The sequence below is a fragment of the Arthrobacter sp. ISL-48 genome (assembly GCF_018613805.1).
Taxonomy (GTDB): domain Bacteria; phylum Actinomycetota; class Actinomycetes; order Actinomycetales; family Micrococcaceae; genus Arthrobacter.
Genome location: NZ_JAGGPL010000003.1, coordinates 1 through 26,290 on the forward strand (window position 1 = coordinate 1; position 26,290 = coordinate 26,290).

General features: G+C 64.7%; 30 protein-coding genes. 18 read left to right on the forward strand and 12 right to left on the reverse strand.

The genetic code is table 11. The features are described 5' to 3' along the window. Both J7E83_RS03755 and J7E83_RS03760 read left to right on the forward strand, forming a co-directional pair. Positions 1 to 232, forward strand: a 232-nt coding sequence (locus J7E83_RS03755; protein WP_214959226.1) for a hypothetical protein, incomplete at its 5' end; no start/stop codon positions are given. Between the two features lie 341 nt (positions 233 to 573). Beyond that, entirely contained in the window at positions 574 to 1,533 is a 960-nt protein-coding gene (locus J7E83_RS03760) for a heme o synthase (RefSeq protein WP_214959228.1), read from the forward strand. A 451-nt stretch (positions 1,534 to 1,984) separates the two neighbouring features. Here J7E83_RS03760 and J7E83_RS03765 read toward each other — a convergent pair whose 3' ends face one another. Genes J7E83_RS03765 through J7E83_RS03775 form a run of 3 tightly spaced genes read right to left on the reverse strand, consistent with a single transcriptional unit; the run spans position 1,985 to position 4,699 of the window. Then, entirely contained in the window at positions 1,985 to 2,929 is a 945-nt protein-coding gene (locus tag J7E83_RS03765) for a COX15/CtaA family protein (RefSeq protein ID WP_214959230.1), read from the reverse strand. Positions 2,930 to 2,936: 7 nt separating this feature from the next. Further along, a complete protein-coding gene (locus tag J7E83_RS03770) occupies positions 2,937 to 3,734 on the reverse strand; it encodes an ABC transporter permease (protein ID WP_396020478.1) in 798 nt (265 codons plus the stop codon). Then, positions 3,731 to 4,699, reverse strand: a complete 969-nt coding sequence (locus tag J7E83_RS03775) for an ABC transporter ATP-binding protein (protein ID WP_214959233.1) — start codon at positions 4,697 to 4,699, stop codon at positions 3,731 to 3,733. The genes J7E83_RS03770 and J7E83_RS03775 overlap by 4 nt, the downstream gene beginning before the upstream one ends. A gap of 114 nt (positions 4,700 to 4,813) precedes the next feature. Between J7E83_RS03775 and J7E83_RS03780 the strand changes: the two genes are divergently transcribed. From J7E83_RS03780 to J7E83_RS03805, 6 genes are all read left to right on the forward strand, one after another. Continuing rightward, positions 4,814 to 5,647 (forward strand): metalloregulator ArsR/SmtB family transcription factor, encoded by an 834-nt coding sequence (locus J7E83_RS03780; RefSeq protein WP_214959235.1) that lies wholly within the window; start codon positions 4,814 to 4,816, stop codon positions 5,645 to 5,647. Next, on the forward strand, positions 5,647 to 7,110 hold the full coding sequence (sufB, locus tag J7E83_RS03785) for a Fe-S cluster assembly protein SufB (protein ID WP_214959237.1): 1,464 nt from the start codon (positions 5,647 to 5,649) through the stop codon (positions 7,108 to 7,110). The genes J7E83_RS03780 and sufB overlap by 1 nt, the downstream gene beginning before the upstream one ends. Positions 7,111 to 7,112: 2 nt before the next feature. Continuing rightward, complete coding sequence (sufD, locus tag J7E83_RS03790; RefSeq protein WP_214959239.1) at positions 7,113 to 8,399, forward strand: Fe-S cluster assembly protein SufD; 1,287 nt, start codon at positions 7,113 to 7,115, stop codon at positions 8,397 to 8,399. Between the two features lie 17 nt (positions 8,400 to 8,416). Continuing rightward, complete coding sequence (locus J7E83_RS03795; protein WP_214959241.1) at positions 8,417 to 8,776, forward strand: non-heme iron oxygenase ferredoxin subunit; 360 nt, start codon at positions 8,417 to 8,419, stop codon at positions 8,774 to 8,776. An 89-nt stretch (positions 8,777 to 8,865) separates the two neighbouring features. Continuing rightward, positions 8,866 to 9,663: a Fe-S cluster assembly ATPase SufC gene (gene sufC / locus J7E83_RS03800; protein ID WP_214959243.1), complete on the forward strand. Its 798-nt coding sequence runs from the start codon at positions 8,866 to 8,868 to the stop codon at positions 9,661 to 9,663. Positions 9,664 to 9,675: 12 nt separating this feature from the next. Beyond that, entirely contained in the window at positions 9,676 to 10,008 is a 333-nt protein-coding gene (locus J7E83_RS03805) for a metal-sulfur cluster assembly factor (protein ID WP_214959245.1), read from the forward strand. A 125-nt stretch (positions 10,009 to 10,133) separates the two neighbouring features. Here the strand turns inward: J7E83_RS03805 and J7E83_RS03810 are convergent, their stop codons facing one another. Then, on the reverse strand, positions 10,134 to 11,015 hold the full coding sequence (locus tag J7E83_RS03810; RefSeq protein ID WP_214959247.1) for a neutral zinc metallopeptidase: 882 nt from the start codon (positions 11,013 to 11,015) through the stop codon (positions 10,134 to 10,136). Positions 11,016 to 11,076: 61 nt separating this feature from the next. Here J7E83_RS03810 and J7E83_RS03815 point away from each other — a divergent pair, with 61 nt between their 5' ends. From J7E83_RS03815 to J7E83_RS03830, 4 genes are all read left to right on the forward strand, one after another. Next, on the forward strand, positions 11,077 to 12,483 hold the full coding sequence (locus J7E83_RS03815) for a class I adenylate-forming enzyme family protein (RefSeq protein WP_214959249.1): 1,407 nt from the start codon (positions 11,077 to 11,079) through the stop codon (positions 12,481 to 12,483). Next, complete coding sequence (locus J7E83_RS03820; RefSeq protein WP_396020479.1) at positions 12,467 to 13,690, forward strand: thiolase family protein; 1,224 nt, start codon at positions 12,467 to 12,469, stop codon at positions 13,688 to 13,690. The genes J7E83_RS03815 and J7E83_RS03820 overlap by 17 nt, the downstream gene beginning before the upstream one ends. Positions 13,691 to 13,817: 127 nt before the next feature. Beyond that, positions 13,818 to 14,324, forward strand: a complete 507-nt coding sequence (locus J7E83_RS03825; RefSeq protein WP_214959251.1) for an RNA polymerase sigma factor — start codon at positions 13,818 to 13,820, stop codon at positions 14,322 to 14,324. Position 14,325: 1 nt separating this feature from the next. After that, positions 14,326 to 15,216 (forward strand): hypothetical protein, encoded by an 891-nt coding sequence (locus J7E83_RS03830; RefSeq protein WP_214960915.1) that lies wholly within the window; start codon positions 14,326 to 14,328, stop codon positions 15,214 to 15,216. 19 nt (positions 15,217 to 15,235) lie between these two features. On the opposite strand, the gene J7E83_RS03835 is transcribed toward J7E83_RS03830, so the two are convergent. The 3 genes from J7E83_RS03835 to J7E83_RS03845 are packed head-to-tail and all read right to left on the reverse strand — an operon-like array spanning position 15,236 to position 17,216. Next, entirely contained in the window at positions 15,236 to 15,859 is a 624-nt protein-coding gene (locus tag J7E83_RS03835; RefSeq protein WP_214959253.1) for an energy-coupling factor transporter transmembrane protein EcfT, read from the reverse strand. Then, on the reverse strand, positions 15,856 to 16,572 hold the full coding sequence (locus tag J7E83_RS03840) for an energy-coupling factor ABC transporter ATP-binding protein (protein ID WP_214959255.1): 717 nt from the start codon (positions 16,570 to 16,572) through the stop codon (positions 15,856 to 15,858). The genes J7E83_RS03835 and J7E83_RS03840 overlap by 4 nt, the downstream gene beginning before the upstream one ends. Continuing rightward, positions 16,569 to 17,216, reverse strand: a complete 648-nt coding sequence (locus J7E83_RS03845) for a biotin transporter BioY (RefSeq protein ID WP_214959258.1) — start codon at positions 17,214 to 17,216, stop codon at positions 16,569 to 16,571. The genes J7E83_RS03840 and J7E83_RS03845 overlap by 4 nt, the downstream gene beginning before the upstream one ends. A gap of 288 nt (positions 17,217 to 17,504) precedes the next feature. Here J7E83_RS03845 and J7E83_RS03850 point away from each other — a divergent pair, with 288 nt between their 5' ends. Next, positions 17,505 to 19,103: an ABC-F family ATP-binding cassette domain-containing protein gene (locus tag J7E83_RS03850; RefSeq protein ID WP_214959259.1), complete on the forward strand. Its 1,599-nt coding sequence runs from the start codon at positions 17,505 to 17,507 to the stop codon at positions 19,101 to 19,103. A gap of 41 nt (positions 19,104 to 19,144) precedes the next feature. Here the strand turns inward: J7E83_RS03850 and J7E83_RS03855 are convergent, their stop codons facing one another. The 4 genes from J7E83_RS03855 to J7E83_RS03870 form a co-directional block, all read right to left on the reverse strand. After that, on the reverse strand, positions 19,145 to 19,294 hold the full coding sequence (locus J7E83_RS03855) for a hypothetical protein (RefSeq protein WP_214959261.1): 150 nt from the start codon (positions 19,292 to 19,294) through the stop codon (positions 19,145 to 19,147). Positions 19,295 to 19,371: 77 nt separating this feature from the next. Continuing rightward, positions 19,372 to 20,256: an SURF1 family protein gene (locus J7E83_RS03860; RefSeq protein WP_214959264.1), complete on the reverse strand. Its 885-nt coding sequence runs from the start codon at positions 20,254 to 20,256 to the stop codon at positions 19,372 to 19,374. Next, a complete protein-coding gene (locus J7E83_RS03865) occupies positions 20,257 to 20,529 on the reverse strand; it encodes a hypothetical protein (protein ID WP_214959266.1) in 273 nt (90 codons plus the stop codon). Further along, positions 20,526 to 20,963 carry a DUF3099 domain-containing protein gene (locus J7E83_RS03870; protein WP_311379575.1) on the reverse strand — a complete coding sequence of 146 codons (438 nt, stop codon included), beginning with the start codon at positions 20,961 to 20,963 and terminating at the stop codon, positions 20,526 to 20,528. The genes J7E83_RS03865 and J7E83_RS03870 overlap by 4 nt, the downstream gene beginning before the upstream one ends. 143 nt (positions 20,964 to 21,106) lie before the next feature. On the opposite strand from J7E83_RS03870, the gene J7E83_RS03875 reads away from it, so the two are divergent. Both J7E83_RS03875 and J7E83_RS03880 read left to right on the forward strand, forming a co-directional pair. Continuing rightward, complete coding sequence (locus J7E83_RS03875; RefSeq protein ID WP_214959268.1) at positions 21,107 to 21,832, forward strand: beta-ketoacyl-ACP reductase; 726 nt, start codon at positions 21,107 to 21,109, stop codon at positions 21,830 to 21,832. Between the two features lie 183 nt (positions 21,833 to 22,015). Continuing rightward, entirely contained in the window at positions 22,016 to 22,768 is a 753-nt protein-coding gene (locus J7E83_RS03880) for an SDR family oxidoreductase (RefSeq protein ID WP_214959270.1), read from the forward strand. Between the two features lie 80 nt (positions 22,769 to 22,848). On the opposite strand, the gene serB is transcribed toward J7E83_RS03880, so the two are convergent. Next, positions 22,849 to 23,742 (reverse strand): phosphoserine phosphatase SerB, encoded by an 894-nt coding sequence (gene serB, locus J7E83_RS03885; RefSeq protein ID WP_214959272.1) that lies wholly within the window; start codon positions 23,740 to 23,742, stop codon positions 22,849 to 22,851. 130 nt (positions 23,743 to 23,872) lie between these two features. On the opposite strand from serB, the gene J7E83_RS03890 reads away from it, so the two are divergent. From J7E83_RS03890 to J7E83_RS03900, 3 genes are read left to right on the forward strand one after another with little or no spacing between them, the layout of a single operon-like run. After that, positions 23,873 to 24,658 carry an ABC transporter ATP-binding protein gene (locus J7E83_RS03890; protein ID WP_214959273.1) on the forward strand — a complete coding sequence of 262 codons (786 nt, stop codon included), beginning with the start codon at positions 23,873 to 23,875 and terminating at the stop codon, positions 24,656 to 24,658. A gap of 15 nt (positions 24,659 to 24,673) precedes the next feature. Further along, positions 24,674 to 25,459 (forward strand): sulfite exporter TauE/SafE family protein, encoded by a 786-nt coding sequence (locus J7E83_RS03895; RefSeq protein WP_214959275.1) that lies wholly within the window; start codon positions 24,674 to 24,676, stop codon positions 25,457 to 25,459. A gap of 7 nt (positions 25,460 to 25,466) precedes the next feature. Beyond that, positions 25,467 to 26,276 (forward strand): RNA methyltransferase, encoded by an 810-nt coding sequence (locus J7E83_RS03900; protein ID WP_214959277.1) that lies wholly within the window; start codon positions 25,467 to 25,469, stop codon positions 26,274 to 26,276. The last annotated feature ends 14 nt before the right edge of the window (positions 26,277 to 26,290 follow it).

Below are 26,290 nucleotides of genomic sequence, written 5' to 3' on the forward strand. Positions count from 1 at the left end.
GCTGGTCCATGACAGTTCTTGCTCTTCCAAATGTGGCACGAAAACCGGGCCCCTCTCTGTGCTGATGGCAGGCGGCACACAGGATCCGCGTAAAGGCACGCTGTGTGGCGCCCGCTGCGGTGTGTACCAGCCGTTCACCATCGAAACGTTGATCTTTTACTCAGCCACTGGCAGCTCCGGGAATGCGCTTTCCATTCCTTCCTTGCTGCGTGCTGATCTGGTGACAGCTTAGCTCCATTCCACTCTTCGGGCGGCGCAAATCTCACGTTTTGGACGCAATTTCAGCTTTTATGAATTGCTCTGGGCCGGGGTTGAGTTAATCTGCTCGAATCGGGCCGCGAGCAATCATGAGGGCCAATGGAGGCGGCATCTGTCCGAATTGGGCAAGGTATGATATTTGGAGGCTTATGCCGGATGGCCAGACCCTTTAGAGGGGTTGCCGGAGCCTTTCCGGCCGTTATACGGACCTCCGGAGATACGAATCTCCGGAGCGGACGGCACCAGTTTCCGTGAGTGCCGGTGTAACACCGCCGCACAAGCTGCACAGCACAGACAGAACTGCCAACAGAACGGGTGACTGCCACCGTGAGCACAACCGATACGCCGCTGAACGCTTCCCGGGCCCGAGGGGGAGCGGGATTGGCCCGTAAGGCCAAGGCGTATCTCGCCCTCACGAAACCCCGGGTCATCGAGCTCCTCCTGGTCAGCACCCTGCCCACCATGATCTACGCGGAGCGAGGCTTCCCCTCCCTCGGCCTGATCCTGGCCACACTGATAGGCGGTGCCTTTGCCGCCGGCAGTGCCGGAGCGTTCAACTGCTACATTGACCGGGACATTGACAAATTGATGCACCGGACCGAAAACCGTCCGCTGGTAACCGGAGAGGTGACGCCCCGCGAGGCGCTCATTTTCTCCTGGCTTCTGGGGGTGGCCGCCATTGTCATCCTGTGGTTCGGTGCCAACCCGCTGGCTGCCTGGCTCGGCGTGGGCGCGATCTTCTTCTACGTCGTGATCTACACGATCATCCTCAAGCGCCGCACCGCACAGAACATTGTGTGGGGCGGCGCAGCGGGCTGCTTCCCGGTGCTCATCGCATGGGCCGCCGTGACCAACTCCGTGGAGTGGCCGGCCGTCATCCTGTTCATGGTGATCTTCCTCTGGACGCCGCCGCACTACTGGCCCCTTTCCATGCGCTACGGCGAGGACTACCGCAACGCCAAGGTGCCCATGCTCGGTGCCATTGCAGGAGCGAAGGTAGTTTCGGTCCAGGTGGTCCTGTACGCATGGGCCATGGTGGCGTGTTCGCTGCTGATGGTTCCGGCCGGCCGTGCCGGGTGGGTCTACACCGTCACTGCGGTGCTGGCTGGCGCATGGTTCCTGTACGAATCGCACTCCCTGTACAACCGCGCCCACCGTGAGGACATCTCGGACAAACGCGCAATGAAGGTTTTCCACGGCTCCATCAGCTACCTCACACTGCTGTTCATTGCGCTGGCCGTCGATCCGTTCGTCGGTTCCGCAGTCATGGGCTGACCACCCCACCAAAACCCTCTCTCACCTTCCGCCCGGTTTCACCAAACCCTCTCTCAGATCCTGCAGGGTTTCACCAAACCCTCTCTCAGATCCTGCAGGGTTTCACCAAACCCTCTCTCAGATGCTGCAGGGAAATCCAAAACCCTCCTCCACCTCTGAGCTGCTCCTCGGGAGTCGGAACTGAATTTCTCAGTCCAACTTCAAGGGAGCGGTTCAAAGTCCGGGAGGGTTTTCCATGCACGCCGGAAGTGAGAGAGGGTCGCCCGCAGGCGTGCAGGAAGTGAGAGAGGGTCGCCCGCAGGCGTGCAGGAAGTGAGAGAGGGTCGGCCGCAGGGGTGCAGGAAGTGAGAGAGGGTTGCCCGCAGGCGTGCAGGAAGTGAGAGAGGGTCTTGAAGGGAAAGCACCCTGGCCCTTGGACCGGAGCGCCTCTGTTCAGGGCTATTTGCTGCGGCTACTTGACCGGGCTTGAGCGGGCGACGTCGGCGGTGTTGGTTGCCGCGCCCATCAGCAGCGCGGCCCCCAGCATGTGGGCGCCCACCAGCAGAACGGGGATGCCGTTGTAATACTGCGAGAAGCCGATGATCGCCTGCAGGACTGTCACGGCGAGCAGCATGAGCGCCGCGGCGCGAAAAGGCCCGGAGATCCGCCCGGTAAAGACCATCACCAGCGCGAAAACGGCTCCGGCGGTGATCAGGTAGGCAGGAACGGCATGAATGTGGGAGAACAGGTCCCAGCCAAGGCCGTTGCGTGGCGCATCGGCATCGCCGGCATGGGGGCCGGCGCCGGTGACTACCACGCCGAGCATCACTGCGATGGACGAGAAAAGCGCGACGGCGGCCGTCACCGGACGCAGCACCCCTGGCAGGGCGGGAAGCCGGACGGTAGCAAACCGCCCCGTCCTGCCGTAGGCGCGGTTGACGAGCAGCGTGGCTAACACCACGAGGGCCATGGACACGAGGAAGTGCAGGCCCACAACCCAGGGGTTGAGGTTGGTCAGGACGGTGATTCCGCCGATCACGGCCTGGGCGGGAATGCTGGCCAGCAGGCCCAGCGCAAGCAGGAAAAGATCCTTGCGTTCCTTGCGGAGGTTCCAGAGGTAGACCAGCATCAGCGCGGCCACGGCGGCCAGGGCAAAGGTCAGCAGCCGGTTTCCGAACTCGATGAAGCCGTGGATCCCCATTTCGGGGGTGTTGACCAGGGAGGTGTCAGTGCAGCGGGGCCAGGTAGGGCATCCGAGGCCGGATGCTGTCAGCCTGACGGCGCCGCCGGTGACCACCAGAAGGGTCTGGCCGACCAGGGATGCCAGGGCCAGGCGGCGGATCCGGATGTCGACGGTGCGGGGCAGCCTGGAGGCAAGGCGGCCGGCAAACTGGGGAAGGCGTGAAGCCGTGCTCACGGATATCTCAATTCCACTTGAACCAACGGATGGCTGCCGCCCCGGCAATGAGGGTCCAGAGCAGCAGGATAAGGGCGGCCCCGCCGTTCAGCGTTCCGTACAGGAACGCCGCCCGCAAGGCCTCGCCGAGCGCGCCGGAGGGCAGATAATGGACTACGCCCTGGGCTGCGGCCGGCAGCCGGTCCGCAGGAATGACGATCCCGCCCAGGGCGCCCAGCAGGATCCACAACAGGTTGGTGATGGCCAGGGTGGCCTCGGGGCGGACGGTTCCCGCAACCAACAACCCCAGTGCGGTGAAGGCCGCAGCACCAAGGACCAGGAGGGCCAGGCCGGGAAGCCAGCCTGCGGCCAGCGGCCGCCAGCCCAACGGCAAGGCCACGGCGGTGACCACGGCAAGCTGCACAGCCAGCACCACCAGAACAGCCAACACCTTACCCGCAATGAGGCCGGGGCGTCCCAGGGGTGTGGTGGACAGGAATCGGAGAACGCCGTACCGGCGGTCGAACCCCGTGGAAATACCCTGTCCCGTGAACGCTGTAGACATTGCGCAGAGCGCCAGGATGCCAGGGACCGCAACATTGATGCGGCTCGCCCCCATTCCGTCCAGGAAGGGGGTTACGGTGAGGCCCACCAATGCAAGGAGCGGCAGCACCACGGCCAGGATCAGCTGCTCGCCGTTCCTGAGCATCGTCACGGACTCATACTTTCCCTGCAACAGGATCCGGCGCAGCAGCGGTGCCGCCGCCTGTGGTGCAGCACCGTGAGAGGCGGACGACGGTACGGGTGGGGACGACAGCTTGCTCACCGAATGTCCTTTCCGGAAATGTCAAGGAAAACATCTTCCAGGCTGCGTGCCTCCAGGCTCATGGAGCCAGGCATCACGCCGTGGGCGGCCCACCAGGATGCCAGCGACGCGAGGTCCTGGGGCGTGAGGGCACCGGTGGCGACATAACTGCCTGCGCGTGTCTCACTGACTGCAATGGATTCGGGGAGGACGCCGGCAAAGTCCAGGCCTGCCGGCGCCTCAAAGAAGAGAGTCCTGACGTGGTCAGTGCCGGCTTCCACGACAGGGTCCCGCTGGAGGAGCTGGGACACGGTTCCTTCAGCTACGTTCCGCCCCGCGTCGATGATGTAGACGTAGTCAGCCAGCCGCTGCGCATCATCCATTAGATGGGTAGTGAGGATGATGCCCATGCCACCGGTGCGGAGTTCGGAGATCAGGTCAAACACGAGTTGCCGCGACTGGGGGTCCAGGCCTGCGCTGGGCTCATCGAGGAACAGGACTTCGGGATCGCCGATCAGGGCCGCGGCGAGGGCCAGCCGCTGTTTCTGTCCGCCGGAAAGCCGGCGCACGGTGGTCCGGCTGAAAGTGTCGATGCCCAGCCGCTGAACCAGCTCGTCCAACCGCCGGGGACGTGAGTACATGCCGGCGATGTGCTTCAGGAGGGGGATAGGACGGGCCGACGGCGGGAGGCCGCCATCCTGAAGCATGATGCCAACGCGTGACCGCAGTTCGGCGCCCGCCCGGGCGGGGTCGTGGCCCAGCAGGGAGATGCTTCCGCCGGTGCGTTTCTGAAGACCCTGGGCGCACTCGATGGTGGTAGTCTTGCCAGCTCCGTTGGCTCCAAGGAGGGCGGTGACCTGGCCGGCTTCGGCGGCAAGCGAGACGCCGCTGACCACCCTGAGCATCTTTCCATCCAGGCTGGCCAGCGGACCTACATCCTTGATTAACCCGCTGATGGACAGGACGGGGGATTCTGGGGAACGCACCCCAACATTCTACGGGATGTAGTACTAGATTCCGGATCCTGGCCCCCGACGCAGGTCAGCCTCGCCTTACTGGAATGGGGGACTAAATTACGACATGATTGTGTTGTGTATTCCATGAGCAATGCTACTGCTGTGCCTTTTGCCGGGCACGGTGCGCCACGCACCACCACTGAGCGGGGCCATCTAGGCGCCGTGCCGCTGGCGGACGCGGACGAGCGTACCCGCGACCGGGTCCTCGGTGCTGTGCTGGAGCATGGACCCATTAGTGCAGCGGAACTGGGCGACATGCTGGGCTTTACGCCCGCCGCCGTCCGCCGCCACCTGGATCACCTTTCCCGTAGTGGCGTCATCGAGGTCAAGCGGGTGGCCAGGGCCGGCGCCGGCGCGGGCCGCCCCGCGCGCCGCTATGTCCTCAGCTCGCAGGGTCAGTCCACCCTCGGTAATGACTACCTTGATATCGCAACCGTGGCGCTCAGGCAGCTCCAGGAAGTGGCCGGCGACGAAGCAGTGCGGGCGTTCGCCGTCGAGCGTTTTGCGGACATGGAGCGCCGGTACGCACCGGAGATCGAGCAGGCGGGCCCGGATATCACGGCTCGTGCGCGCGCACTCTCCGAAGCCCTCAGCCGCGACGGTTTCGTGGCGTCGGCCGCCTCGATCGAGGCGAAAGCCCCCTTGCCCGCTGCACTTTCGAGCGTCCAGCTGTGCCAGGGCCACTGCCCCATCCAGCAGCTCGCAGCCCAGTTCCCCGTCTTCTGCGACGTGGAGACAGAAGTGTTCGCCCGCCTGGTTGGCGTTGACGTGCGCAGGCTGTCCACTCTGGCGCGCGGGGGCCACGTCTGCACCACCCACATACCCACGGGCCGGCTGGCTGCCGGCGGACCAAAGGTCCCGCCTGCAGCCCCCGCCAGCCCGGATGAAGTAACCAACCATCTGCAAGAAAGGCCGTGATGACGGACCAACTATCAGAGAAAGCGGTAGCCGAAGACACTGTGATCTCGGAGATTCTGGAAAAGAATCCCGAGCTCCACGGCATCGGCACGTACGAGTACGGCTGGTCCGACAAGAACGACGTCGGTGCCAACGCCCGTCGCGGTATCAGCGACGAAGTGGTCCGCGATATTTCGGACAAGAAGAGCGAGCCGGAATGGATGCTGGACCTTCGCCTGAAGGGCCTGAAGTACTTCGATCGCAAGCCCATGCCTACCTGGGGCGCTGACCTCTCGGGCATCGACTTCGATAACATCAAGTACTTTGTCCGCTCCACGGAGAAGCAAGCCGCCACCTGGGAGGACCTGCCCGAGGACATCCGGAACACCTACGAAAAGCTGGGTATCCCGGAAGCTGAGCGCAGCCGCCTCGTCTCGGGCGTGGCCGCACAGTACGAGTCCGAGGTTGTGTACCACCAGATCCGAGAGGACCTGGAAGCCCAGGGCGTCATCTTCCTGGACACTGATACGGCACTGCGCGAGCACCCGGAGATCTTCCAGGAGTACTTCGGCACCGTCATTCCGGTGGGCGACAACAAGTTCGCATCCCTGAATACGGCCGTCTGGTCGGGCGGATCCTTTGTGTACGTGCCCAAGGGCGTCCACGTGGACATCCCGCTGCAGGCATACTTCCGGATTAACACGGAAAACATGGGCCAGTTCGAGCGCACCCTGATCATCGCCGACGAGGACTCCTACGTCCACTACATCGAAGGCTGCACGGCTCCGATCTACACCTCGGACTCGCTGCACTCCGCCGTGGTGGAAATCATCGTCAAGAAGGGCGCCCGCGTCCGTTACACCACCATCCAGAACTGGTCCACCAACGTGTACAACCTGGTGACCAAGCGTGCCATCTGCGAAGAAGGCGCCACCATGGAGTGGGTTGACGGCAACATCGGTTCCAAGGTCACCATGAAGTACCCGGCCGTGTACCTGGTGGGCGAGCACGCCAAGGGAGAGACCCTGTCCATCGCCTTCGCCGGCGCAGGCCAGCACCAGGACACCGGTTCCAAGATGGTGCACATCGCGCCGAACACCAAGAGCTCCATCATCTCCAAGTCTGTTGCCCGCGGCGGCGGCCGTGCCGCCTACCGGGGACTGGTCCAGGTCCGCGAAGGTGCCAAGCATTCAGCCAACACCGTGCGCTGCGATGCGCTTTTGGTGGACACCATCAGCCGGTCGGACACCTACCCGTACATCGACATCCGCGAGGATGACGTCGTCATGGGCCACGAAGCCACCGTTTCACGGGTCAGTGAAGAGCAGCTCTTCTATTTGATGTCCCGCGGCATGCGCGAAGACGAGGCCATGGCGATGATCGTCCGCGGCTTCATCGAGCCGATTGCCCGCGAACTTCCGATGGAGTACGCACTTGAGCTGAACCGCCTGATTGAACTGCAGATGGAAGGGTCCGTCGGATAACGATGACTGAAATCACTACTGAAAAGGCTCGCATCGGCGCGCCCTCGGCCCAGCCGTTCATTAACGGCTTCACGGAAGAGGGCGAAAGCCTGTCTCCGATTAATGCCGCCAACTCCAAGGCCCCGCTTGCCGGCGAAGCCGTCAAAAGCCATTCGCATGGCGGCGGCGTTGGCATCCCGGACAGCTCACGCGCTGGCCGCCTGACGTCCTACAACCTGGTCGACTTCAAACCCCTCACGGGCCTTGAAGAGGACTGGCGGTTCACCCCGCTGAAGCGGCTCCGCGGGCTCCACAGCGAGGTCCTTGCCGGCGCGGCCCCCACCGTCACCGTCAGCGGTCCGGACAGCATCATGGTGGAAACCGTGGGGCGCAGCGACAAGCGCATCGGCTCCGCCGGCATCCCGGAGGACCGAGTGTCCGCCAACGCCTGGGAGAACTTCCGCGAAGCCACTGTCATCACCGTTCCCACCGAATTCGTAGCGGACGCCGAGATCAACGTGGTCATCACCGGCCAAACGTCCGAAGCGGCCGCCCAGCACCTGGTCATCGTGGCGGAAAAGTTCTCCAAGTCAGTTGTGGTCCTGGATCACCAGGGTTCGGCAGTCGTCTCCGAAAACGTTGAGATCGTGGTTGAGGACGGCGCGGACCTCACGGTCGTCTCGCTCCAGGAATGGAACGACGACGCCGTCCACGCCTCCTCCCAGCAGGCAAGGATCGGCCGCGACGCCAAGCTCAAGCACGTTGTGGTCAGCCTGGGCGGGGACCTCGTCCGCGTCACACCCTCGGCGCGCTTCACAGAGCCCGGCGGCGAAGCTGAAATGTTCGGCCTGTACTTCGCCGACGCCGGCCAGCACCTGGAGCAGCGGCTCTTCGTGGACCATGCGGTGGCCAACTGCAAGTCCAACGTGCTCTACAAAGGCGCCCTGCAGGGCCGCAACGCCCACGCAGTGTGGGTGGGCGATGTCCTGATCCGCAAGGAAGCCGAAGGCACCGACAGCTACGAGGCCAACCGCAACCTGCTTCTGACTGACGGCGCCCGCGCCGACTCGGTTCCGAACCTGGAAATCGAAACCGGCCTGATCAAGGGCGCCGGCCACGCCAGCGCCACAGGCCGCCTCGACGACCAGCACCTGTTCTACCTGATGGCACGCGGCATCCCGGAGGATGTTGCACGCCGCCTGGTGGTCCGTGGCTTCCTCCACGAGATCATCCAGCACATCAAGGTTCCCGCCCTCGAAGAACGGCTGACCGACGCTGTTGAGCGCGAACTCGCCGTGACGAACAACTAGACGGCGCGGGACGACAGATGACTGAGGGGCCCAAGGGCGAATTCGTCTGCAAGGTGGATGAAATCCAGCTCAAGCAGGCACTGCGGATCCTGATCGATGACTATCCCGTAGCCATCGTCAAGGATTCCATGGGCGAGATCCACGCCATCGGGGACACGTGCTCGCACGCGGACATCTCACTGTCCGAGGGCGAGGTGGAAGGCTGCATGATCGAATGCTGGGGCCATGGCTCCCAGTTCGATCTACGAAGCGGGGAACCGCTGCAACTGCCGGCCTATGATCCCGTTCCCGTGTTCGCCGTCGACATCCGTGGCGACGAGGTCTACGTGGACTTCACCAACGTCCTCAACGGCGCCGAAGCGCCGAACTTCAGCTAGCACCACTCTTCAGCACAGCACCAGAACCAAACTTCCAGACAGAGACCGCCCGGCCGCCGGAAGGCGCGGGGCAAAGGAGAACAAGACATATGTCTACTCTTGAGATCAAGGACCTGCACGTCAGCATTGAGACTGAGCAGGGCACCAAGGAGATCCTGAAGGGCGTCAGCCTGACCATCAAGACTGGCCAGACCCACGCGATCATGGGCCCCAACGGCTCCGGCAAGTCCACACTGGCATCCACCATCGCCGGACACCCTCGCTACAAGGTCACCAGCGGCTCCATCACCATGGACGGCGAAAACGTCCTGGACATGAGCGTTGACGAGCGTGCGCGCGCCGGGTTGTTCCTGGCCATGCAGTACCCCGTGGAGGTCCCGGGCGTCAGCATGACCAACTTCCTCCGCACCGCCAAGACGGCCATCGACGGCGAAGCACCCAAGCTCCGCACCTGGACCAAGGAAGTCAAGGACGCCATGCAGCAGCTGCGCATCGACGCCGACTTCGCCCAGCGCAACGTCAACGAAGGCTTCTCCGGCGGCGAGAAGAAGCGCGTGGAGATCCTCCAGCTGGAGCTCTTCAAGCCGAAGTTCGCCATCCTCGACGAGACCGACTCCGGCCTGGACGTGGACGCGCTCAAGGTGGTCTCGGAGGGCGTCAACCGCGCCCATGCCGAGGGCAACATGGGCACACTGCTCATCACGCACTACACCCGCATCCTGCGCTACATCAAGCCTGACTTCGTGCACGTGTTCGTTGACGGCCAGGTTGTTGAAGAGGGCGGCCCGGAACTGGCTGACCGCCTCGAAGAAGAAGGCTACGACCGCTACGCCACCGGCGCCGGGGCAGCCACCATCGCTGCAGCCACAGCAGCAGCACAGGCCTAGTTAGGACTTGCCATGACCGAAATCAAAGCGGCCCGCACGGGCCTCGAGGACGTTGAAGAGGCACTCAAGGACGTCATCGACCCCGAGCTCGGCGTGAATATCGTTGATTTGGGGCTGCTGTACGGCCTCAAGTACTCGGACGACGACGGCGCCCTGCTGATCGACATGACGCTGACCACGGCCGCCTGCCCGCTCACCGATGTCCTGGAGGAGCAGGTGGGCAAGGCCCTGGACGGCGTCGTGGACGACTGGCGCCTGAACTGGGTCTGGATGCCGCCGTGGGGTCCAGAGCGGATCACCGACGACGGCAAGGACCAGATGCGGGCACTCGGCTTCAACATCTAGAACTGCCAAAAGTACGACGACGGCCGGTTACCTTCCCAGCGAAGGTGGCCGGCCGTCGTCGTTCCCCACCGGACCCTAGGTGCCACTATGTGACCTTGGAAAGGCACCTACCGAGCAATCGATGGCTAGGGAGTGGCCACCGCGAAGGTGTCGCACTGGTTGATGTCGCCGGTCTTGTAGCCCTGGGAGAACCATTTCTGCCGTTGGGCGCTGGAGCCGTGCGTCCACGCTTCCGGCGAAACCCGGCCGGTTGCTGCCTTCTGGATCCTGTCATCGCCCACCGCGGACGCCGCCGAAAGGGCATCGTTGAGATCCTGTTGCGTCAGGGGTTCCAGGAACGGCTGGCCGGTGCTGGGGTCCGCTGTCGTGCTGGCATACCGGACCCACAGGCCGGCATAGCAGTCGGCCTGCAGCTCAGTCCGCACGGCACCTGACTCAGGGCCCTGCGGATCCTGTTGGGCGCGGTCAATGGTGCCAAGCACGTTCTGGACATGATGGCCGAATTCGTGGGCCACGACGTATTCCTGCGCCAGTGGTCCGCCGGAGGAGCCGAAGCGGTCCACGAGCTCCTGGAAGAAGCCCGGGTCGAAGTAGGCGGTGGTGTCCGCCGGGCAGTAGAACGGGCCCACCTCGCTGGTGGCGGCACCGCAGCCCGTGCCGGTCCCGCCGCTGAAGATCACCGTTTCCGGCTGCGGGTACTGGACGTTGTAGTCCCGGAGGTAGGCGGGCCAGAAGGCGTTGAGGCTGTTCACCGTGCCCGTGATCCGGCAGTCCAGGCGCGCGTCGGCGTCGGCTCCGGTAGCACAAGCGGGGGCGGTGCCCTGGCTTTGGGGTTCCTGTCCCGCGCCGGCCAGGCCTTCCAGTAACTGGGGGTTAAAGCCCAGAAGGGCGGCAATGAGCAGGATGAGCCCGCCGCCGATGCCGCCGCCGACTTTTGCACCGCGGCCCATACCGCGCCGGTCCTGTACCTGGGAGGGGTCCAGCTGGACGTTGTCATTGAAGCTCATAGAGCCACAATAGCGTTCGCCGACAGGGCCGAAGCGGCGTCGGGCCGGTAAAGTTGGTTCGATGCCTTTTCTCAACAAGATCCACCGCTGGGCCGAAGAACGGCCGCAGGACACCGCCGTCGTTGTCGCCGGCAGGCGCCTGGGTTGGGCCGAACTCCGCGACGCTGCCGCGGCGGCCGTGGCCTGCTCGGACGGCGTCACGGTCCTGGCGGAAGCCAACTCCGTAGACTTCGCCGTCAGGTTCGCCGCAGCGGTAGCGGGCTGCCGGCAGTGTGCCGTCCTGGACCCGGCCTGGCCTGCCCAGCTGCACGGCGAAATCCTCCAGCGGCTGCACGAACACGTGCGGCCGGCCGCCGTATCCAGTCAGGATGCACTGGCGGACGGGCCGGCCGAATCAACCTTCCTGATCGGACTGACCTCCGGCACCACGTCGGTGCCCAAGGCGTTCAGCCGGTCACGGCGGTCCTGGCAGGAATCCTTTGACGCCTCGATTGAATTCTTCGGGCTCCGGCAGGAAGACGTAACCCTTGCGCCCGGGCCCCTCGCTGCCAGCCTTAACCTCTACGCCCTGGCGGAATGCCTGTACGCCGGTTCGGAGTTCCAGACACTGGAGAGTTTCGACGTCGGTGATGTCCACGCAGCCATCACGCACGACCGCGTAACCCGGCTGGTGCTGGTCCCCACCATGCTGCGGCTGCTCAGCGAGCGGGGGCTGACAGGCTGCGTCGACGCGTCCGGCGTGCGGACCATCATCTGCGCCGGATCCAAACTGGATGCGCGCACCCTCGAGGCGGCACGGCGCTGGGCGCCGAATGCCACGATCTTCGAATACTACGGCGCCTCAGAGCTCAGCTTTGTCTCCGGCATGGGGCTCCCTGCAGGGGGGCTGTTGGACGCTGGCGGAACGGGGATCGGCCGCCCGTTCCCCGGGGTGGAGGTCCGTATCCTGGACGACGCCGGGGCTGTCCTTCCCGACGGCGAACCGGGCAATATCTGCGTCCGCAGCGGAATGGTGAGCAACGGCTATCTTTGGGGCGATGACGGCGAAGCCCTCCGCTCCTTCGGCGGCTGGTTCACCGTGGGTGACCAGGGCTATCTGGCTGAGGGCGAGCTGCACATCCTGGGCCGGCGCGCCGATATGATCCTGACGTCGGGAAAGAACGTCTATCCGCACGAGGTGGAGTTGGCCCTTGGTTCCGTGCCCGGGGTTGCCGCCGCCGTCGCTGCCGGGATGCCCGACGACATCAGGGGCCAGCGGGTGGTCGCGGGCGTTGTGGCCTCGCACGGCGGGATCACAGCCACGCAGCTCAAAGCCGGGCTCGAAAACATTCTGCCTCGTGACAAGCGGCCCCTGCAGTACTTCGCCTTGGCCGAACTGCCCACCACCGACCGGGGCAAGGTCAGCCGGAACATCCTCCTGGACTGGATCAATTCCCAGGACAACAGGGTGCGTGCCCTTGGCCAGTAACCTCCTATCCAGTAACCTCCCGTTTGAGGCTCTCCCGGCAGACAGGCAGCCAGTGATCATCGGGGCGAGGCGAACCCCGGTCTGCCGCGCCAACGGTGCCCTGAAGGAGCTGCGCGCGCACCAGCTGCTGGCGCCTGTCCTGGCGCAGCTCCTTTCGGACAACCAGGTCCCCCCGGAAACGGTCACGGACGTCATGATCGGCAATGCCGTCGGTGGCGGTGGCAACGTTGCCCGGCTCGCGCTGCTGGAGGCCGGACTTCCCGTGAGCGTGCCCGGAGTTACCGTGGACCGGCAATGCGGTTCGGGCCTCGACGCTATTGTCCTGGCGTCCAGGCTGGTTGCCGCCGGCGGCGGCCCGGTATATCTCGCCGGGGGAGTGGAGAGCATCAGCACGGCGCCCCTACGGGCACACAGGAACGACGACGGCGATCACGAGTTTTTCGACCGGGCCCAGTTCGTGCCGCACAACTTTGGCGACCCGGACATGGGCGTCGCAGCGGAAAACGTGGCAACCCGGTTCGCCATCACCCGGGAGAGGCAGGATGCCTTTGCGCTCCGCAGCCATCAGCGCGCCGCCGCGGCAACCCGGTCAGGTTCCTTCGCCGAAGAGATCACCGCGCTGGAGACCTCCTCGGGGACCATCCGGACGGACGACGGGCCGCGCCCGCGCCTGACCGCGGGCGTGCTCAAGCGGTTCCCCGCCGCCTTTGTTGAGTCCGGGACCGTCACTGCCGGGAACTCCTGCTTCGACGCCGACGCCGCCTCCGCCGTCGTGATCACCTCCCTGCAGCGCGCCCGTGAACTCGGAGCTGTGGACGGGCTGCTGGTCCTTGCCACCGACGCTGCGGGAGTGGAGCCCCGGCTGTTGGGCATCGGTGCTGCGGCAGCAGCCGAAAGGCTTTTGGCAGCCAGGGGGCTCGTCGCAACCGATGTGGGCCTGGTGGAATTCAATGAGGCCTTCGCTTCACAGGCCCTCGCCTGCCTCGATCATCTGGGCATTGACCCGCTCCGGGTGAACGCCGACGGCGGTGCGCTGGCTTTGGGCCACGCGTACGGAGCGTCGGGGGCTGTGCTGGTGACACGCCTGTTCGCACAGGCCCGTCGGTCCGGTGAGCAGGGCCGGCTCGCGCTGGCGATGATCAGTATTGCCGGCGGTATGGGAACTGCGGCGCTGCTTCGGTACGAGAGATTGGCAGCGGCCTACTGACGAGATGCAGCCGAAGCGTGCCCTCGAGGCGGAATTCTCCTATCTTTGGAACCGCGTTGAGTAACCATTGGCGGATAGCCGGAAACTATGTGGATATCCTGCAGCTCCGGCCTTTGAGGGGGACATCGTGCTTTCCGAGCGTGAGCTGGCGTTTATCGCCATTCACAAAGACAGTTATCCGTTAGTTTTCAGATTTGTCCGGCGGCGCGTCGAATCCGTCGAAATAGCCGAGGAAATCGCTGCCGACGTTTTCCGTGTCGTGTGGCAGAAATCGCCGGAAAAGCGCCCGGAACCCGCGTGGCTGCTCACCGTGGCCCGGAATCTCATTGGGAATGCCTACAGGAGCCGCGAGAGGCAGCAAGCCCTCCACGAAAAGTTGCGGGCCGCCGTCGCGCTCCGCTTTGGCGAGGGTTCCGAGAACGTGGCTGTCCAGGACGCCATGGACCGGTTGCGTGGCCAGGAAAGGGAGATCCTCCAATTGGCCTACTGGGACGGCTTGGGATGCTCCGAAATTGCGCGGGTGCTGCAGTGCAGTGAGTCCGCGGCCAAGGTCCGCCTGCACCGGGCCAGGGCCGCGTTCCGGAAGCAAATGCCGGCTAACGCAGAATCGACCGCACAGAAGATGGGTGCCTGAAATGGATCCGATCAAGAACCAGATTTCCGGAATCGACCCGTTGAAGGTCGAGCCGCCTCTGATGCACGACGGTGAGAAAGCCCTGCACCGGATGCTGGCCGGGCCCATGGTCTTCAGTGATGGTCCGACGGCGGATGTCCCGTCGCTCGATGACCGCAGACACAGACGATTCCGTGTTGCGGGGGCGCTGGCGTTGGGAGCGGCGGCTGTCACTGGTGGCATCCTGATAGCTTCCAACTTCAGTGGAGTGCCTTCCACCCCGGCACCGGCCGCCACCGTCACTTCGACGCCATCCGCACCTTCGGCGACACCGCCAACAACTGTCGTGCAGCAAACCTTCGTCTTTCCCGACGGACACATCTCCTTCAAGTATCCGGAAGGCTGGAGCGTCAGGACCGAACAAGGCCCCTATGTGAGCGGGCAGGACAAGGCTGGGGCAGTCTTGGCCGTCGTAAGCGACAGCTCTGGCGCCGACGTGGCCAGGATCGGCAGCGGGATGTACGGCGATGGTGCGGGTGGCACGGTCAAGCGGACGGTTTTGGACCACGCCCCGGTACCGGGCATCACCGATACGTCAGGGACTCCAGTGGAGTTCGGATTCGCGTCAGACCAGGTCCTTCCTGTGCCGTACGAAGGAATGCCGGCTCCGACCGGGACTGACGACGGGCCCCTTTACTACTTCATGGATGTCCGCCGGGCCTCTGGATTCCAGTCGGGGCAGACCAATTCAGGATCCAACCAGGTTCCCCTGCCCAACGGGGCCATGTCGGCCTACGTGGTGTTCGACGGTGAGAAGCAGCCCATGACGACACCCGAGGCGGCCCGGGAGTGGATGGCGACCGAAGAGTACGCCCGGCTAAAGGCCCTGCTCCTGAGCCTGAGCTACCAGTAGCCCGAACCGGGCTGCCACGTCAGTCCTCGGCCTCGCCGAGACCGCGCGCGGCCAGGGCCTCGCCGGTCTGGCGGGCGAACGCCACGGTGGTGATGAAAACGGGCAGGACCAGGGCCCGCGGATGGCGTTCCAGCCCGCGGGCCCGGGCGGAATCCCGGACGTCCGCGAAGGTCCCGGCGATATAGGGGATGCTCCGCAGCATGATGGCGATGGTCAGGGCGAAGCGCTCCGGATCAGCACCGAAGCGGCGCAAGGGAGCCGCGAGCGAAGCCACCCCGTCCAGCAGCCGCTGCATAGGTGTGGTGGCTGTTAGCAGCGACGCCGCCACCACACAGACCAGGATGTTCAGGACAATCCGGGCCGCCGTGGGCGCACCCAACTGCCACCACTGGAACAATCCGATGACCAGCAGCACCAGGGCAAGTGGACGGACGGCGCCGAGGAGCCTGAGCGGCCCGGCGCCCGTCAGGAGAAAGACGCCGCACAGAACGGCCAGGACCATCGCGGACACCAGCCAGTCCACCACCAGGAACGACGCCAGGCCGGAGCCCAGCACCAGCAGGAACTTCAGCCACAACGGCGCGCGGTGGACCAAAGAGGTGCCCGGGACGTAGTTGGCCAGCAGGAAACCGTGTCCCCTCACGGCGCTGCCACGTCCGTGGCACACAGGGAGCGGTAGTGCTCGACGGCGGCGGCAGCGTCGCCGTCGAACGCTATCCGCCCGGCCTCCACTACAAGCACGCGGTCCATTTCGAGGGCAAGGTCGAGATCGTGGGTGGACATCACAATCTGCTGATCCAGGCCTGACAGCGTGCGGCGCAGCAGTTCCCGGTTCCGCAGATCCAGCAGCGTTGAGGGTTCATCCAGCACCAGCACGGTGGGATTGACGGCCAGCACAGCCGCAAGCGCCATTAACTGGCGCTCCCCACCGGAAAGCTCATAGATGCTCTGATCGGCCAAGGGGAGCAGACTGAAGCGGTCCAGCGCTGCCTCCGCGAGCCGGCGCCGCTCGTCTCCCTTCCGCACCGAGCGCCGCAGAGACAGTTCAACGTCCTCCCGGCCGGTGGGCATCACCAGCTGGGAAAGGGGATCTGTGAAGACGAACCCCACCTGTTGCCGGACGGGCCGCACCTTCCGGACGGTATCCAAACCGTTGACCGTAACAGTCCCCGAAGTGGGCACCACGAGCCCGTTCATCAGGCGCAGGAGGGTCGACTTGCCGGAGCCGTTGGCGCCGATCACGCCGATCCGCTGCTCCGCCAGGCTCACCGTAATGTCCTGAAGCAGCACCTTGGGGTCCGGACGGCCATCCACGGCCACCCGGACACCCACGTTGCTCAGGGAAATGACGCTCACGGCTGGATGGTGCTCTGCTGGGCGAGAGGCCGGACGCGGCGGACGAGAAGGTCCGGGAATGCCTTGTGCAAGGCCAGTGCCACGGCGACGGCCAGGACGTTCTTGATGAAGTCCCCCGGGTAGAAGGGGAGGTCAGCGAGGAACGCCTTGGAGAAGCCCAGCTTGGCGTTGATCATCATGCCGAGTACGCCGAGGGCGTGGACAACGACGACGCTCGTGAGCGTGGCCGCCGCGAAAAGAAAGACGCCGCGGTACTTCAGTGTTCGCCGGATGACGATGGCCGAGAGCCAGCCTACGGCCGCTGCTGCAAGGGGGAAGGCGATAATGTAACCGGCCGAGGGGCCGGCCAGAATTCCCAGTCCGCTGCGTCCTCCGCTGAAAATGGGGAGTCCCGCCAGCCCCAGCAGTGTGTAGAGTCCCACGGCGGCGAAAGCCCTGCCGGCGCCCAGCGCCAGGCCGGTGAGCATCACGGCGAGGGTCTGAAGGGTGATGGGGACGCCGAGGGCGCCGACGGGGATGGCGGCCACGAGTGCCGAGGCGGCAACCATCGCGGCGAAGACGGCAATCAGGCCCAGGTCGGTGGCGTTCCATCGGCGGCGTTCAGCCGGGGCGGTGCCGGTGACGGCAGTGTCAGTCTGGCTCATGGGGGTCCTGTCGGGTTTGTACAAGTGAACTGTGGGTAATCCTGACGTTACCGGGCCTGTCTGGCCGCCATTTTGTAGGGGCCCTACTAAGCGGGAGGTCCGATGGTGACGGCTGGGCACAAAAGTTCCATTTCAAGACGGCGCGAGGGCGGTTATGGCGTGAAGCTGCGGCCGGTAGACTTGTCTAGGCCGTTCTCCGGTCACTCTGCCCTGCTGCTTCCGGACGCTTCTTCCAGACGTCGTCCGTCGAGCTGCAGCGTTCCCTTGTTGTGAAAGGCCTTACCTGCTGTGATTACCGTCCAGGATCTTGAACTCCGCGCCGGCGCCCGGCTCCTTATGGACCAGGTGAGCTTCCGCATCGACAAGGGAGACAAGATCGGCCTGGTGGGCCGGAACGGTGCGGGCAAGACCACGCTGACCCGGGTACTCGCGGGAGAAGGACTCCCGGCGGCCGGAAAAGTGACGCGCACTGGGGAGATCGGCTACCTTCCGCAGGATCCGCGCACCCCGGACATGGAACAGCTCGCGCGGGACCGTATCCTGTCCGTCCGGGGCCTGGACATCGCCGTGGGCAAGCTCCGCATCGCCCACGAGGAAATGGCCAGCGAGGACGCCGCGGTTCAGCGCAAGGCGATGAACCGCTACGACCGGCTGGAATCCGAATTCCTGGCGGCCGGTGGTTATGCTGCCGAAGCAGAAGCCGCAGCGATCTGCTCGAACCTTGCCCTGCCGGACCGCCTGCTGAACCAGCCCCTCAAGACGCTGTCAGGCGGGCAGCGGCGCCGTGTGGAGCTCGCCCGTATCCTGTACTCCGATGCCGAAACCATGCTCCTCGATGAGCCCACCAACCACCTCGACGCCGACTCGATCGCCTGGTTGCGCGACTTCCTGAAGAACCACCAGGGCGGCCTGATCGTGATCAGCCACGACACGGAACTGCTGGAAGCCACCGTGAACAAAGTCTTCCTGCTGGACGCCAACCGGGCCCAGATCGATTTCTACAACATGGACTGGAAGCGCTACCTCACCCAGCGTGAAACCGACGAGCGCGCCCGGAAACGGGAACGCGCGAACGCCGAGAAGAAGGCCCAGGTACTGTTTGACCAGGCCAACAAGATGCGCGCCAAGGCCACGAAGGCAGTGGCAGCGCAGAACATGGCCAAGCGTGCCGAGCGCCTGCTGAGTGGACTGGAGGCCGTCCGCGAGAACGACCGCGTGGCTGCCCTCCGCTTCCCGGATCCGTCGCCCTGCGGCAAAACCCCGCTCACGGCCGAAGGCCTCAGCAAGTCCTATGGCTCCCTCGAGATCTTCACCGACGTGGACTTGGCCATCGATCGCGGTTCCAAGGTGGTTATCCTGGGACTCAACGGTGCCGGCAAGACCACGCTCCTGCGGATGCTGGCGGGTGTAGACAAACCTGACACGGGCGACGTCATTGCGGGCCACGGCCTGAAGGTGGGCTACTACGCCCAGGAGCACGAGACGCTCGACGTCGAGCGTACTGTCCTTGAGAACATGCGATCGTCCGCCCCGGACATGAAGGACGCCGAAGTCCGCGGCATCCTCGGTTCCTTCCTGTTCTCCGGCGACGACGTCGAGAAGCCAGCCGGAGTCCTCTCCGGCGGTGAGAAGACCCGTCTTGCCCTGGCGACCATTGTCGCGTCCAGCGCCAACGTGCTCCTGCTCGACGAGCCCACCAATAACCTGGACCCCGCCAGCCGAGCCGAAATCCTCGGTGCGCTCCGCAACTACAGCGGCGCCGTCGTCCTGGTCAGCCACGACGAAGGCGCCGTCGAAGCCCTCAATCCGGAGCGGGTTGTCCTGCTGCCTGATGGGATCGAGGACCACTGGAACGAAGACTACCTGGACCTGATCACACTGGCCTAGGAGTCATTGCCAACGGAGACCTGACCCGGGCATCACGTGATTCAGGTTTGTTCGGGAGGCTCTCCGCCCACGCTTGGCCGATCTGCCTCAACATCCGGATCCACCACCGGCGAAAGGGCATCAGCGAGGAACCCCCGGGGGCTTTCCTCATCCGGTACTTCCGGGCCATCATCAGCTGGATTATCGCTCATGCCCTCATCGTAAACCCCGTCAATCAGCCGGCCGGCACAAGGGCGCGCCTGACGTTGCTGACCGGCTCACGGAGCATTCAGAAGCCCTGGGCGTCGAGGATGGCGTCTTCCTCTTCCTCTGCCGTAGGTTTGCCGCCCCTTCGCCGTACAGGAGCGCGACGCCGGGATGCGGCGGCCGTTGAGTGCATGGGCTCCAGCCCCGCTTCTTCGGCTTCCAGGGCGTCCTGGGCATCAATCGCGGCATTCCTGGCCTGCTGCCGGGCAGCGTAGCCGAACCCCACGAACATGAGGATTCCGAAGGCGAACCACTGCAGCGAGTAGGACAGGTGTGTGCCTTCCTCGGTGGCGGGCATCGGGAAGGCGGCCGGCATGTCAGGGACGGGAGGCGTCTCGGATGCGAGCAGGCCGTAGGCACCGGTCAGGAGCGGGTAGCCGAGTTCGCTGGAGTAGGTGGGAAGGTCAATGGACGCCAGTTGCCCGTCGGGAGCGCCCCGCTGCAGCTGCGGCTCGCCGGGTTTGAGCCGGACGATGGCCGTGACCTCGCCGGCGGGAGGCTCTGGGACGGAGTCGGGATGTCCCGGGGTGTTGTTCCCGATGGGCAACCATCCCCGGTCGATCACCACGGTCTCGCCGGTGTCCAGTTTGAAGGGGACTACCACTTCGTACCCGGGCTGGCCGTTGAGGGTTCGGTTCCGGACAACCCTTTGGCCTTCGGTGGCATACCGGCCCCTGAGCTCAACCTGGGTCCATTCCTTCTCCGGATCCATTCGCGTGAATTCATCCCGGGCTTGCACGAAAGGGACGGGAGCGGCGGAGTAGTTGGACACCACGCGGTTGATTTCGGCCAGGGTCTCGGCCCTGCGGTCCATCTGCCAGCGTCCCAGGAAGACGCAGGCCGCGGCGAAGATGGCGGCCAGCAGGAGATAACCCAACCACTTGCTGGAAAAAAGGAAGCGGTACATTCAGCGGTCCTGCCCCAACGGAGTCGGCTCGGACGCCGGCACCGGTGCCAGCTCCACGGTTTCCTTCCAGAGTCCGCGCGTCTGGAGATAATCCTGAAGCCAGTCACGGTGCTCGTTGCAGGCCAGCCAGATCTTGCGCCGCTCGGGCGTATGGATCTTGGGATTGTTCCACAGGAGCTGCCAAGAGGCCTCCGCACGGCAGGCCTTCCGGGAACACGTGGCAACTGCCGGTTCGGGACCGTCCGCCCCGGCAGCCAGGTCAAAAATGTTCATGAAGCGCGCCGTTCCTGTCCGCGGTTGGGTTCGTCGTCGTCATCATCGATGAGTTCGCCCTGCACGACTGTGGAGGTGCCGCCGTCCTCCTCCGTGGTCCATTCAGGGCCCTCAAGCTCCGCCAGGGGCGCTGACTCAAGGAGCGAATCGCTATGGCTCTCCGCCTTGTCGCCGCCGTTGGCGATGATCACCGCAATCCACGGCAGGAAAACAGCACCGGCAACCATGACGATCTTGAACCAGCCGTCCACCACAAAGATGAGGATGAGGCATACCAGGCGGATTCCCATGGCCAGGGCGTACTTGATCATGCGCTTGCGCATGTCCTCTGAATGGGCTGCCGCGGCGTCGGTAATCGAGTGGACCCCGGAATCACCGGAGAACGGCTCACGGTCTCCGGGCATGGGCTGTCCGGCATGGTTTTCAAGGGTCACAGCTGATTGATCACGCTCCAAGGCTTGTCTCAATTCTCTCACCATCAGCAGTGGCGCCCAAACGGAGGCTAAGATCGGGAGGCAGCAAAATCACACCCCCTTCTTACAGCGGCGCAGCGTGCCGCAGAATCCCGGAGCCTTTTATGTCTAAAGCAGTTACCGCGGGCCGCAGCGTCCTGATCACGGGAGGCAACCGAGGCATCGGGCTGGCCATCGCTGAGGCGTTCTTGGCCAACGGCGACAAGGTTGCCGTGACGTACCGGAGTGAGTCGCAACTGCCCGACGGTATTCTTGGCGTTAAGGCCGACGTCACGGACGAAAAGTCCGTGGATGCGGCGTTTTCCGAGGTGGAAGCCGCGCATGGGCCAGTTGAGGTCCTCGTGGCCAACGCGGGCATCACCAAGGACACGCTTCTGCTGCGTATGTCCGAGGACGATTTCACGTCCGTGATCGACACTAACCTCACAGGCGCATTCCGGGTCATCAAGAGGGCTTCCAAGGGGATGATCCGCCTTCGGAAGGGGCGTGTGGTCCTGATCTCCTCGGTCTCGGGACTCTGGGGGGCTCCAGGACAGATCAACTACTCGGCGTCCAAGGCCGGCCTGGTGGGCATTGCGCGCTCCCTGACCCGTGAACTGGGGTCCCGCGGTATCACGGCCAACGTCGTGGCGCCGGGCTTCATTAACACTGACATGACCGCTGAACTGCCGAAGGCAACCCGGAAGGAACTTCTGTCCAGGATTCCGGCCGGCCGCTTTGCCGAAGCCTCCGAAGTGGCGAATGTGGTCCGCTGGATTTCCAGCGATGAGGCAGCGTACATTTCCGGGGCTGTCATCCCCGTGGACGGCGGAATGGGCATGGGCCACTAACGGCAGCCTGCGCCGTCGAAGCCCGCTCCGCAGGAGCTTCGCGGGGCGGATGCTAGCCGACCAAGCAAACTAGTTGCCCGGGGCTTTCTTTGTGGGGGTCAAACAAGCGGATCGGCGGGCTGCGCTGGCATGATGGACTGCAGACCCAGACGCACTTAGACGTTTCGAACAAAAGGAGCCCATATGGGAATGCTGGACAACAAGACGGCAATCGTGACCGGATCGTCGCGGGGAATTGGCGCCGAAGTGGCGAAGAACCTCGCCGCCGAGGGTGCCGCCATCGTCGTCAACTACCGGCAGAAGGCACCGCGCGCCAACAAGGTGGTTGCGGGGATTGAAGCCGCCGGCGGACGTGCCGTAGCCGTGGGCGCCGACCTCACCACCCAGGAAGGCGTGCAGGCCCTTGCCAGCGCGGCCATGGAGAATTTCGGCTCCCTGGACGTGCTGGTCCTCAACGCGTCCGGCGGCATGGAATCGGGCGTCGAGGACGATTACGCCCTCAAGCTCAACCGTGACGCGCAGGTGAACATGCTCAACGCCGCCGTTCCCCTGATGGGGGAGGGCTCCCGCGTGGTCTTCGTGACCAGCCACCAGGCCCACTTCATCAACTCCGTTCCCACCATGCCGGAATATGAGCCGGTCGCCCGCAGCAAACGCGCCGGTGAAGACGCCCTGCGTGAACTTCTGCCGAACCTTGCGGACAAGGGCATCTCGCTGGTGGTTGTGTCCGGCGACATGATCGAAGGCACAGTGACTGCAACGCTGCTGGACCGTTCCAGCCCGGGCGCCATCGAGGCCCGCCGCGCCGAAGCGGGAAAGCTTTACTCTGTTGAAGAGTTCGCTCAAGTGGTGGCTGGCATGGCCACGGCCGACGTCGAATCGGGCCACACCGAGTACGCCGGCGGCGCCGACTACTTCGGCAAGAGCGCCACCTAAGCCGACACCCGCCAGATGGCATTTCACGGCTTTGTCCTTCAGGCACAGCCGTGGAATGCCATCTTCCGGCCGTCAGGACATCAAACCCCGGCGATGTGACGTACGGCGTCGAGGTAAGGCATGTTCACGGCGGAATCGGCAACGGCCCGGACGGCGGGCTTGGCGTTGAACGCCACGCCGATCCCGGCCGCGCCAAGCATGTCCAGGTCGTTGGCTCCGTCGCCTACTGCGATGGTGTGTTCCATCGCGATTCCTTCGGCGGCGGCCCACTCCCGCAGGTACTTCTCTTTTGCCTCACGGTCGATGACTGCGCCGAGCACCTTGCCGGTGAGGACTCCGTCCACAATCTCCAGCTCGTTGGCGATCCAGTAGTCCAGGCCAAGGTCCTCGGCGATGGGACGGAGGATCTGGTTGAAGCCGCCTGATACCACCGCCACCACATGGCCGGCCGCCTTGAACGCTGCCACCAGTTCGGCTGCGCCCTCACTCAGTTTCACTTCCGCCCGCACGGCGTCGACGACAGCGGCCGGCAGTCCTGCGAGCACTGCCACGCGGGCGTGCAGGCTCTGGGCAAAGTCCAGTTCGCCGCGCATCGCGGCTTCCGTAACGGCTGCCACTTCCTCCCGCTTCCCGGCATAGGCGGCCAGGAGCTCAATCACTTCCTGCTGGATCAGCGTCGAGTCAACGTCCATGATCAGGAACTTGCGGGGGGCAGTCCGCAGCCCGGCCGGGACAATGGCGGTATCGAGTCCATCCAGCGAAGCCTCTGCCACCGCCCTGCGAAGGGCTGTAATGCCGGCTGTCGTGGCGTCGGCCAGGGCCAGGTCAGCCGTGTGGACCTCGTAACGGTTGTCCCCGGCCTGGGTTTCCGACTGGACGGCAGCGCCGGATCCGGTGAGAAGGGAACGCAGCTGCTCCAGCTCCGCGGGGGTCAGTTTGAGGCCATAGCTGACCGCAGTCACGTTCGAAGTCATGGCTGCAATCTTAGCCAGCGTAGGACTGCTGCCCGAATTTGTGGCGCCGCACGGACATGCCCGCAGTTCCGGGAGGGCTGCCAGGCATCAGTTATCAGTCCGCCGTCGTTTTGTCCTAGTGTCTACTCCTATGAGTGATGTTCTTGAACTGGCCGCCGTCAGCGTTGTACGCGGAGCAAAAACGCTCCTGAACAAGGTGGACTGGCAGGTCAAGGAGGGCGAACGCTGGGTCATCCTTGGCCCCAACGGCGCCGGCAAGACCACTCTCCTGCAGATCGCTGCCGCCCGGCTCCACCCCACCAGCGGCATGGCCGGCATCCTGGAAGAAATCCTGGGCGCGGTGGACGTGTTTGAGCTCCGTCCCCGCATCGGCCTCTCCTCCGCCGCCCTCGCCAACCAGATCCCGGAGCATGAGAAGGTCCTCAACGTGGTGGTGACCGCTGCCTATGGTGTGACCGGCCGCTGGCGGGAAGGGTACGAAAGGGATGACGAGCGCCGGGCTTTCTCATTGTTGAACGAGTGGGGCATGGGGCCGCTGCTCAACCGTCCGTTTGCATCCCTGTCGGAGGGAGAGCGCAAGCGAGTGCAGATCGCCCGCGCCCTCATGACCGACCCCGAACTCCTCCTGCTGGACGAGCCCGCCGCCGGCCTGGACCTGGGCGGCCGCGAGGACCTCGTGCACCGACTGAGTGAACTGGCGCGGGACGATTCGGCGCCCGCGATAGTCCTGGTCACCCACCACCTCGAAGAAGTGCCGCCGGGATTCACCCACGCCATGCTGCTCCGGGACGCCAATGTCGTCGCCGCCGGCCCCATCACCGAGGTGCTGACCGCCCAGCACCTGAGCCGGACCTTCGGACTCGACCTGGATGTGACGGTCAACGGGGGCCGGTACACCGCCACCGCGCGGCGCTAGCCGCAGCAAACCACGGTGGAGCCTCTCGGCAGCGTTATTGTCTTCTTTGCGGGCCTGTGGGCCGGCACCATCAATGCCGTCGTCGGCTCCGGCACCCTGGTGACCTTCCCGGTCCTGATCGCCCTGGGAGTCACCCCGGTCGTGGCGTCCATGAGCAACGCCATGGGACTCGTGGCCGGCACTGCGGCCGGGGCGTGGGGATACCGCCGGGAACTCAAGGGCAGGGGCGTGCAGCTGCTCAAGCTCCTGCCGGCGTCGCTGCTGGGCGGCATTTCCGGTGCGTGGCTCCTCCTGCATCTCCCCGAGATGGTCTTCCATTACGTGGCGCCGGTCCTGCTAATCCTGGCCCTGCTGATGGTGGTGTTCCAGCCACGGCTGCAGTCGTGGGTGCGCAACCGCGAAGAGAATCCCGAGCACGCCATCCGGGACAAGCGCCACGGGGTGTTTCTGGTGGTGCTCGTCTACCTGGCCGGTGTCTACGGCGGCTACTTCGTGGCAGCGCAGGGAATCCTGCTGGTGGGAATCCTGGGTGTGTTCCTCACGGGAACCATCCAGAATGCGAACGCCATGAAGAACATTCTGGTGCTGGGCGTGAACCTGGTGGCCGCCGTTTCCTATCTGCTTTTCGCCTTTGACCGGATTAACTGGCTGGTAGTGCTCCTGATCGCCGTGAGCTCCACGATAGGCGGGCTCCTCGGCTCCAGGATTGGCCGGCGGCTTTCCCCCCTGGTGCTGCGGGCAGTCATCTTCGCCCTCGGGCTGGTGGCCTTGGGCTTCATGATCGCCAATCTGCTGAAATAATCAGCCGGTGACAATCCACTACCTTGAATCCTCAGGGGACCCGCGTGTCTCCGACTACACGCAGCTGACAGACGTGCACCTGCGGAAACTCCGTGAACCGGCCGAGGGCATGTACATCGCCGAGTCTTCGCGTGTGCTCCGTCGCGCACTGGCCGCGGGCCACAGCCCCCGTTCGTTTTTCCTGGCGGAGAAATGGCTGGATGACCTGCAGGACGTCCTCAGCGCATACCCCGATGTACCGGCTTTCATCGGCAGCGCCGCCCTGCTCGAGGAGATCACAGGATTCCACCTGCACCGCGGGGCGATGGCAGCCATGCAGCGGCCTGATCCTGTGCCCCTGCACGAATTGCTCCGCGGAGCCCGCCGCGTGGCAGTCCTGGAGGACATCGTGGACCACACCAACGTGGGGGCGATCTTCCGCTCGGCAGCGGCGCTGGAGATCGACGCCGTACTGATTTCGCCACGGTGCGGCGATCCGCTCTACCGCCGGAGCGTCAGGGTCAGCATGGGTACGGTCTTCCAGGTGCCCTGGGCGCGGCTGGACAGCTGGCCGCAGGATCTGAATCTCCTCCGGGACGAGGGCTTCACCGTCGCCGCGCTGGAACTGACACCGGACGCCGTGGACGTGGATAAGCTGGCCGCACGCAACCCGGACCGCCTTGCCCTCGTGCTCGGCACCGAGGGCGCCGGCATGAGCGCAGAGACCCTCGCCGCCGTCGACCTGGCCGTTAAAATCCCCATGAGGAACGGCGTCGACTCGCTCAACGTGGCCGCCGCATCTGCTGTAGCGTTCTGGGAGCTCCGGCCCCGGCCCTAGACGGATCTCCCCGG

What these genes read in the sequence shown, in the direction of transcription:
- J7E83_RS03875 (WP_214959268.1), top strand. Translation starts at nt 21,107, where the DNA reads ATGTCTAAAGCAGTTACCGCGGGCCGCAGCGTCCTGATCACGGGAGGC.
- sufB (WP_214959237.1), top strand. Translation starts at nt 5,647, where the DNA reads ATGACGGACCAACTATCAGAGAAAGCGGTAGCCGAAGACACTGTGATC.
- J7E83_RS03890 (WP_214959273.1), top strand. Translation starts at nt 23,873, where the DNA reads ATGAGTGATGTTCTTGAACTGGCCGCCGTCAGCGTTGTACGCGGAGCA.
- J7E83_RS03795 (WP_214959241.1), top strand. Translation starts at nt 8,417, where the DNA reads ATGACTGAGGGGCCCAAGGGCGAATTCGTCTGCAAGGTGGATGAAATC.
- J7E83_RS03865 (WP_214959266.1), bottom strand. Translation starts at nt 20,529, where the DNA reads ATGAACATTTTTGACCTGGCTGCCGGGGCGGACGGTCCCGAACCGGCA.
- J7E83_RS03880 (WP_214959270.1), top strand. Translation starts at nt 22,016, where the DNA reads ATGGGAATGCTGGACAACAAGACGGCAATCGTGACCGGATCGTCGCGG.
- J7E83_RS03855 (WP_214959261.1), bottom strand. Translation starts at nt 19,294, where the DNA reads ATGAGCGATAATCCAGCTGATGATGGCCCGGAAGTACCGGATGAGGAA.
- J7E83_RS03860 (WP_214959264.1), bottom strand. Translation starts at nt 20,256, where the DNA reads ATGTACCGCTTCCTTTTTTCCAGCAAGTGGTTGGGTTATCTCCTGCTG.
- J7E83_RS03810 (WP_214959247.1), bottom strand. Translation starts at nt 11,015, where the DNA reads ATGAGCTTCAATGACAACGTCCAGCTGGACCCCTCCCAGGTACAGGAC.
- serB (WP_214959272.1), bottom strand. Translation starts at nt 23,742, where the DNA reads ATGACTTCGAACGTGACTGCGGTCAGCTATGGCCTCAAACTGACCCCC.
- J7E83_RS03805 (WP_214959245.1), top strand. Translation starts at nt 9,676, where the DNA reads ATGACCGAAATCAAAGCGGCCCGCACGGGCCTCGAGGACGTTGAAGAG.
- sufC (WP_214959243.1), top strand. Translation starts at nt 8,866, where the DNA reads ATGTCTACTCTTGAGATCAAGGACCTGCACGTCAGCATTGAGACTGAG.
- J7E83_RS03845 (WP_214959258.1), bottom strand. Translation starts at nt 17,216, where the DNA reads ATGAGCCAGACTGACACTGCCGTCACCGGCACCGCCCCGGCTGAACGC.
- J7E83_RS03815 (WP_214959249.1), top strand. Translation starts at nt 11,077, where the DNA reads ATGCCTTTTCTCAACAAGATCCACCGCTGGGCCGAAGAACGGCCGCAG.
- J7E83_RS03830 (WP_214960915.1), top strand. Translation starts at nt 14,326, where the DNA reads ATGGATCCGATCAAGAACCAGATTTCCGGAATCGACCCGTTGAAGGTC.
- J7E83_RS03780 (WP_214959235.1), top strand. Translation starts at nt 4,814, where the DNA reads ATGAGCAATGCTACTGCTGTGCCTTTTGCCGGGCACGGTGCGCCACGC.
- sufD (WP_214959239.1), top strand. Translation starts at nt 7,113, where the DNA reads ATGACTGAAATCACTACTGAAAAGGCTCGCATCGGCGCGCCCTCGGCC.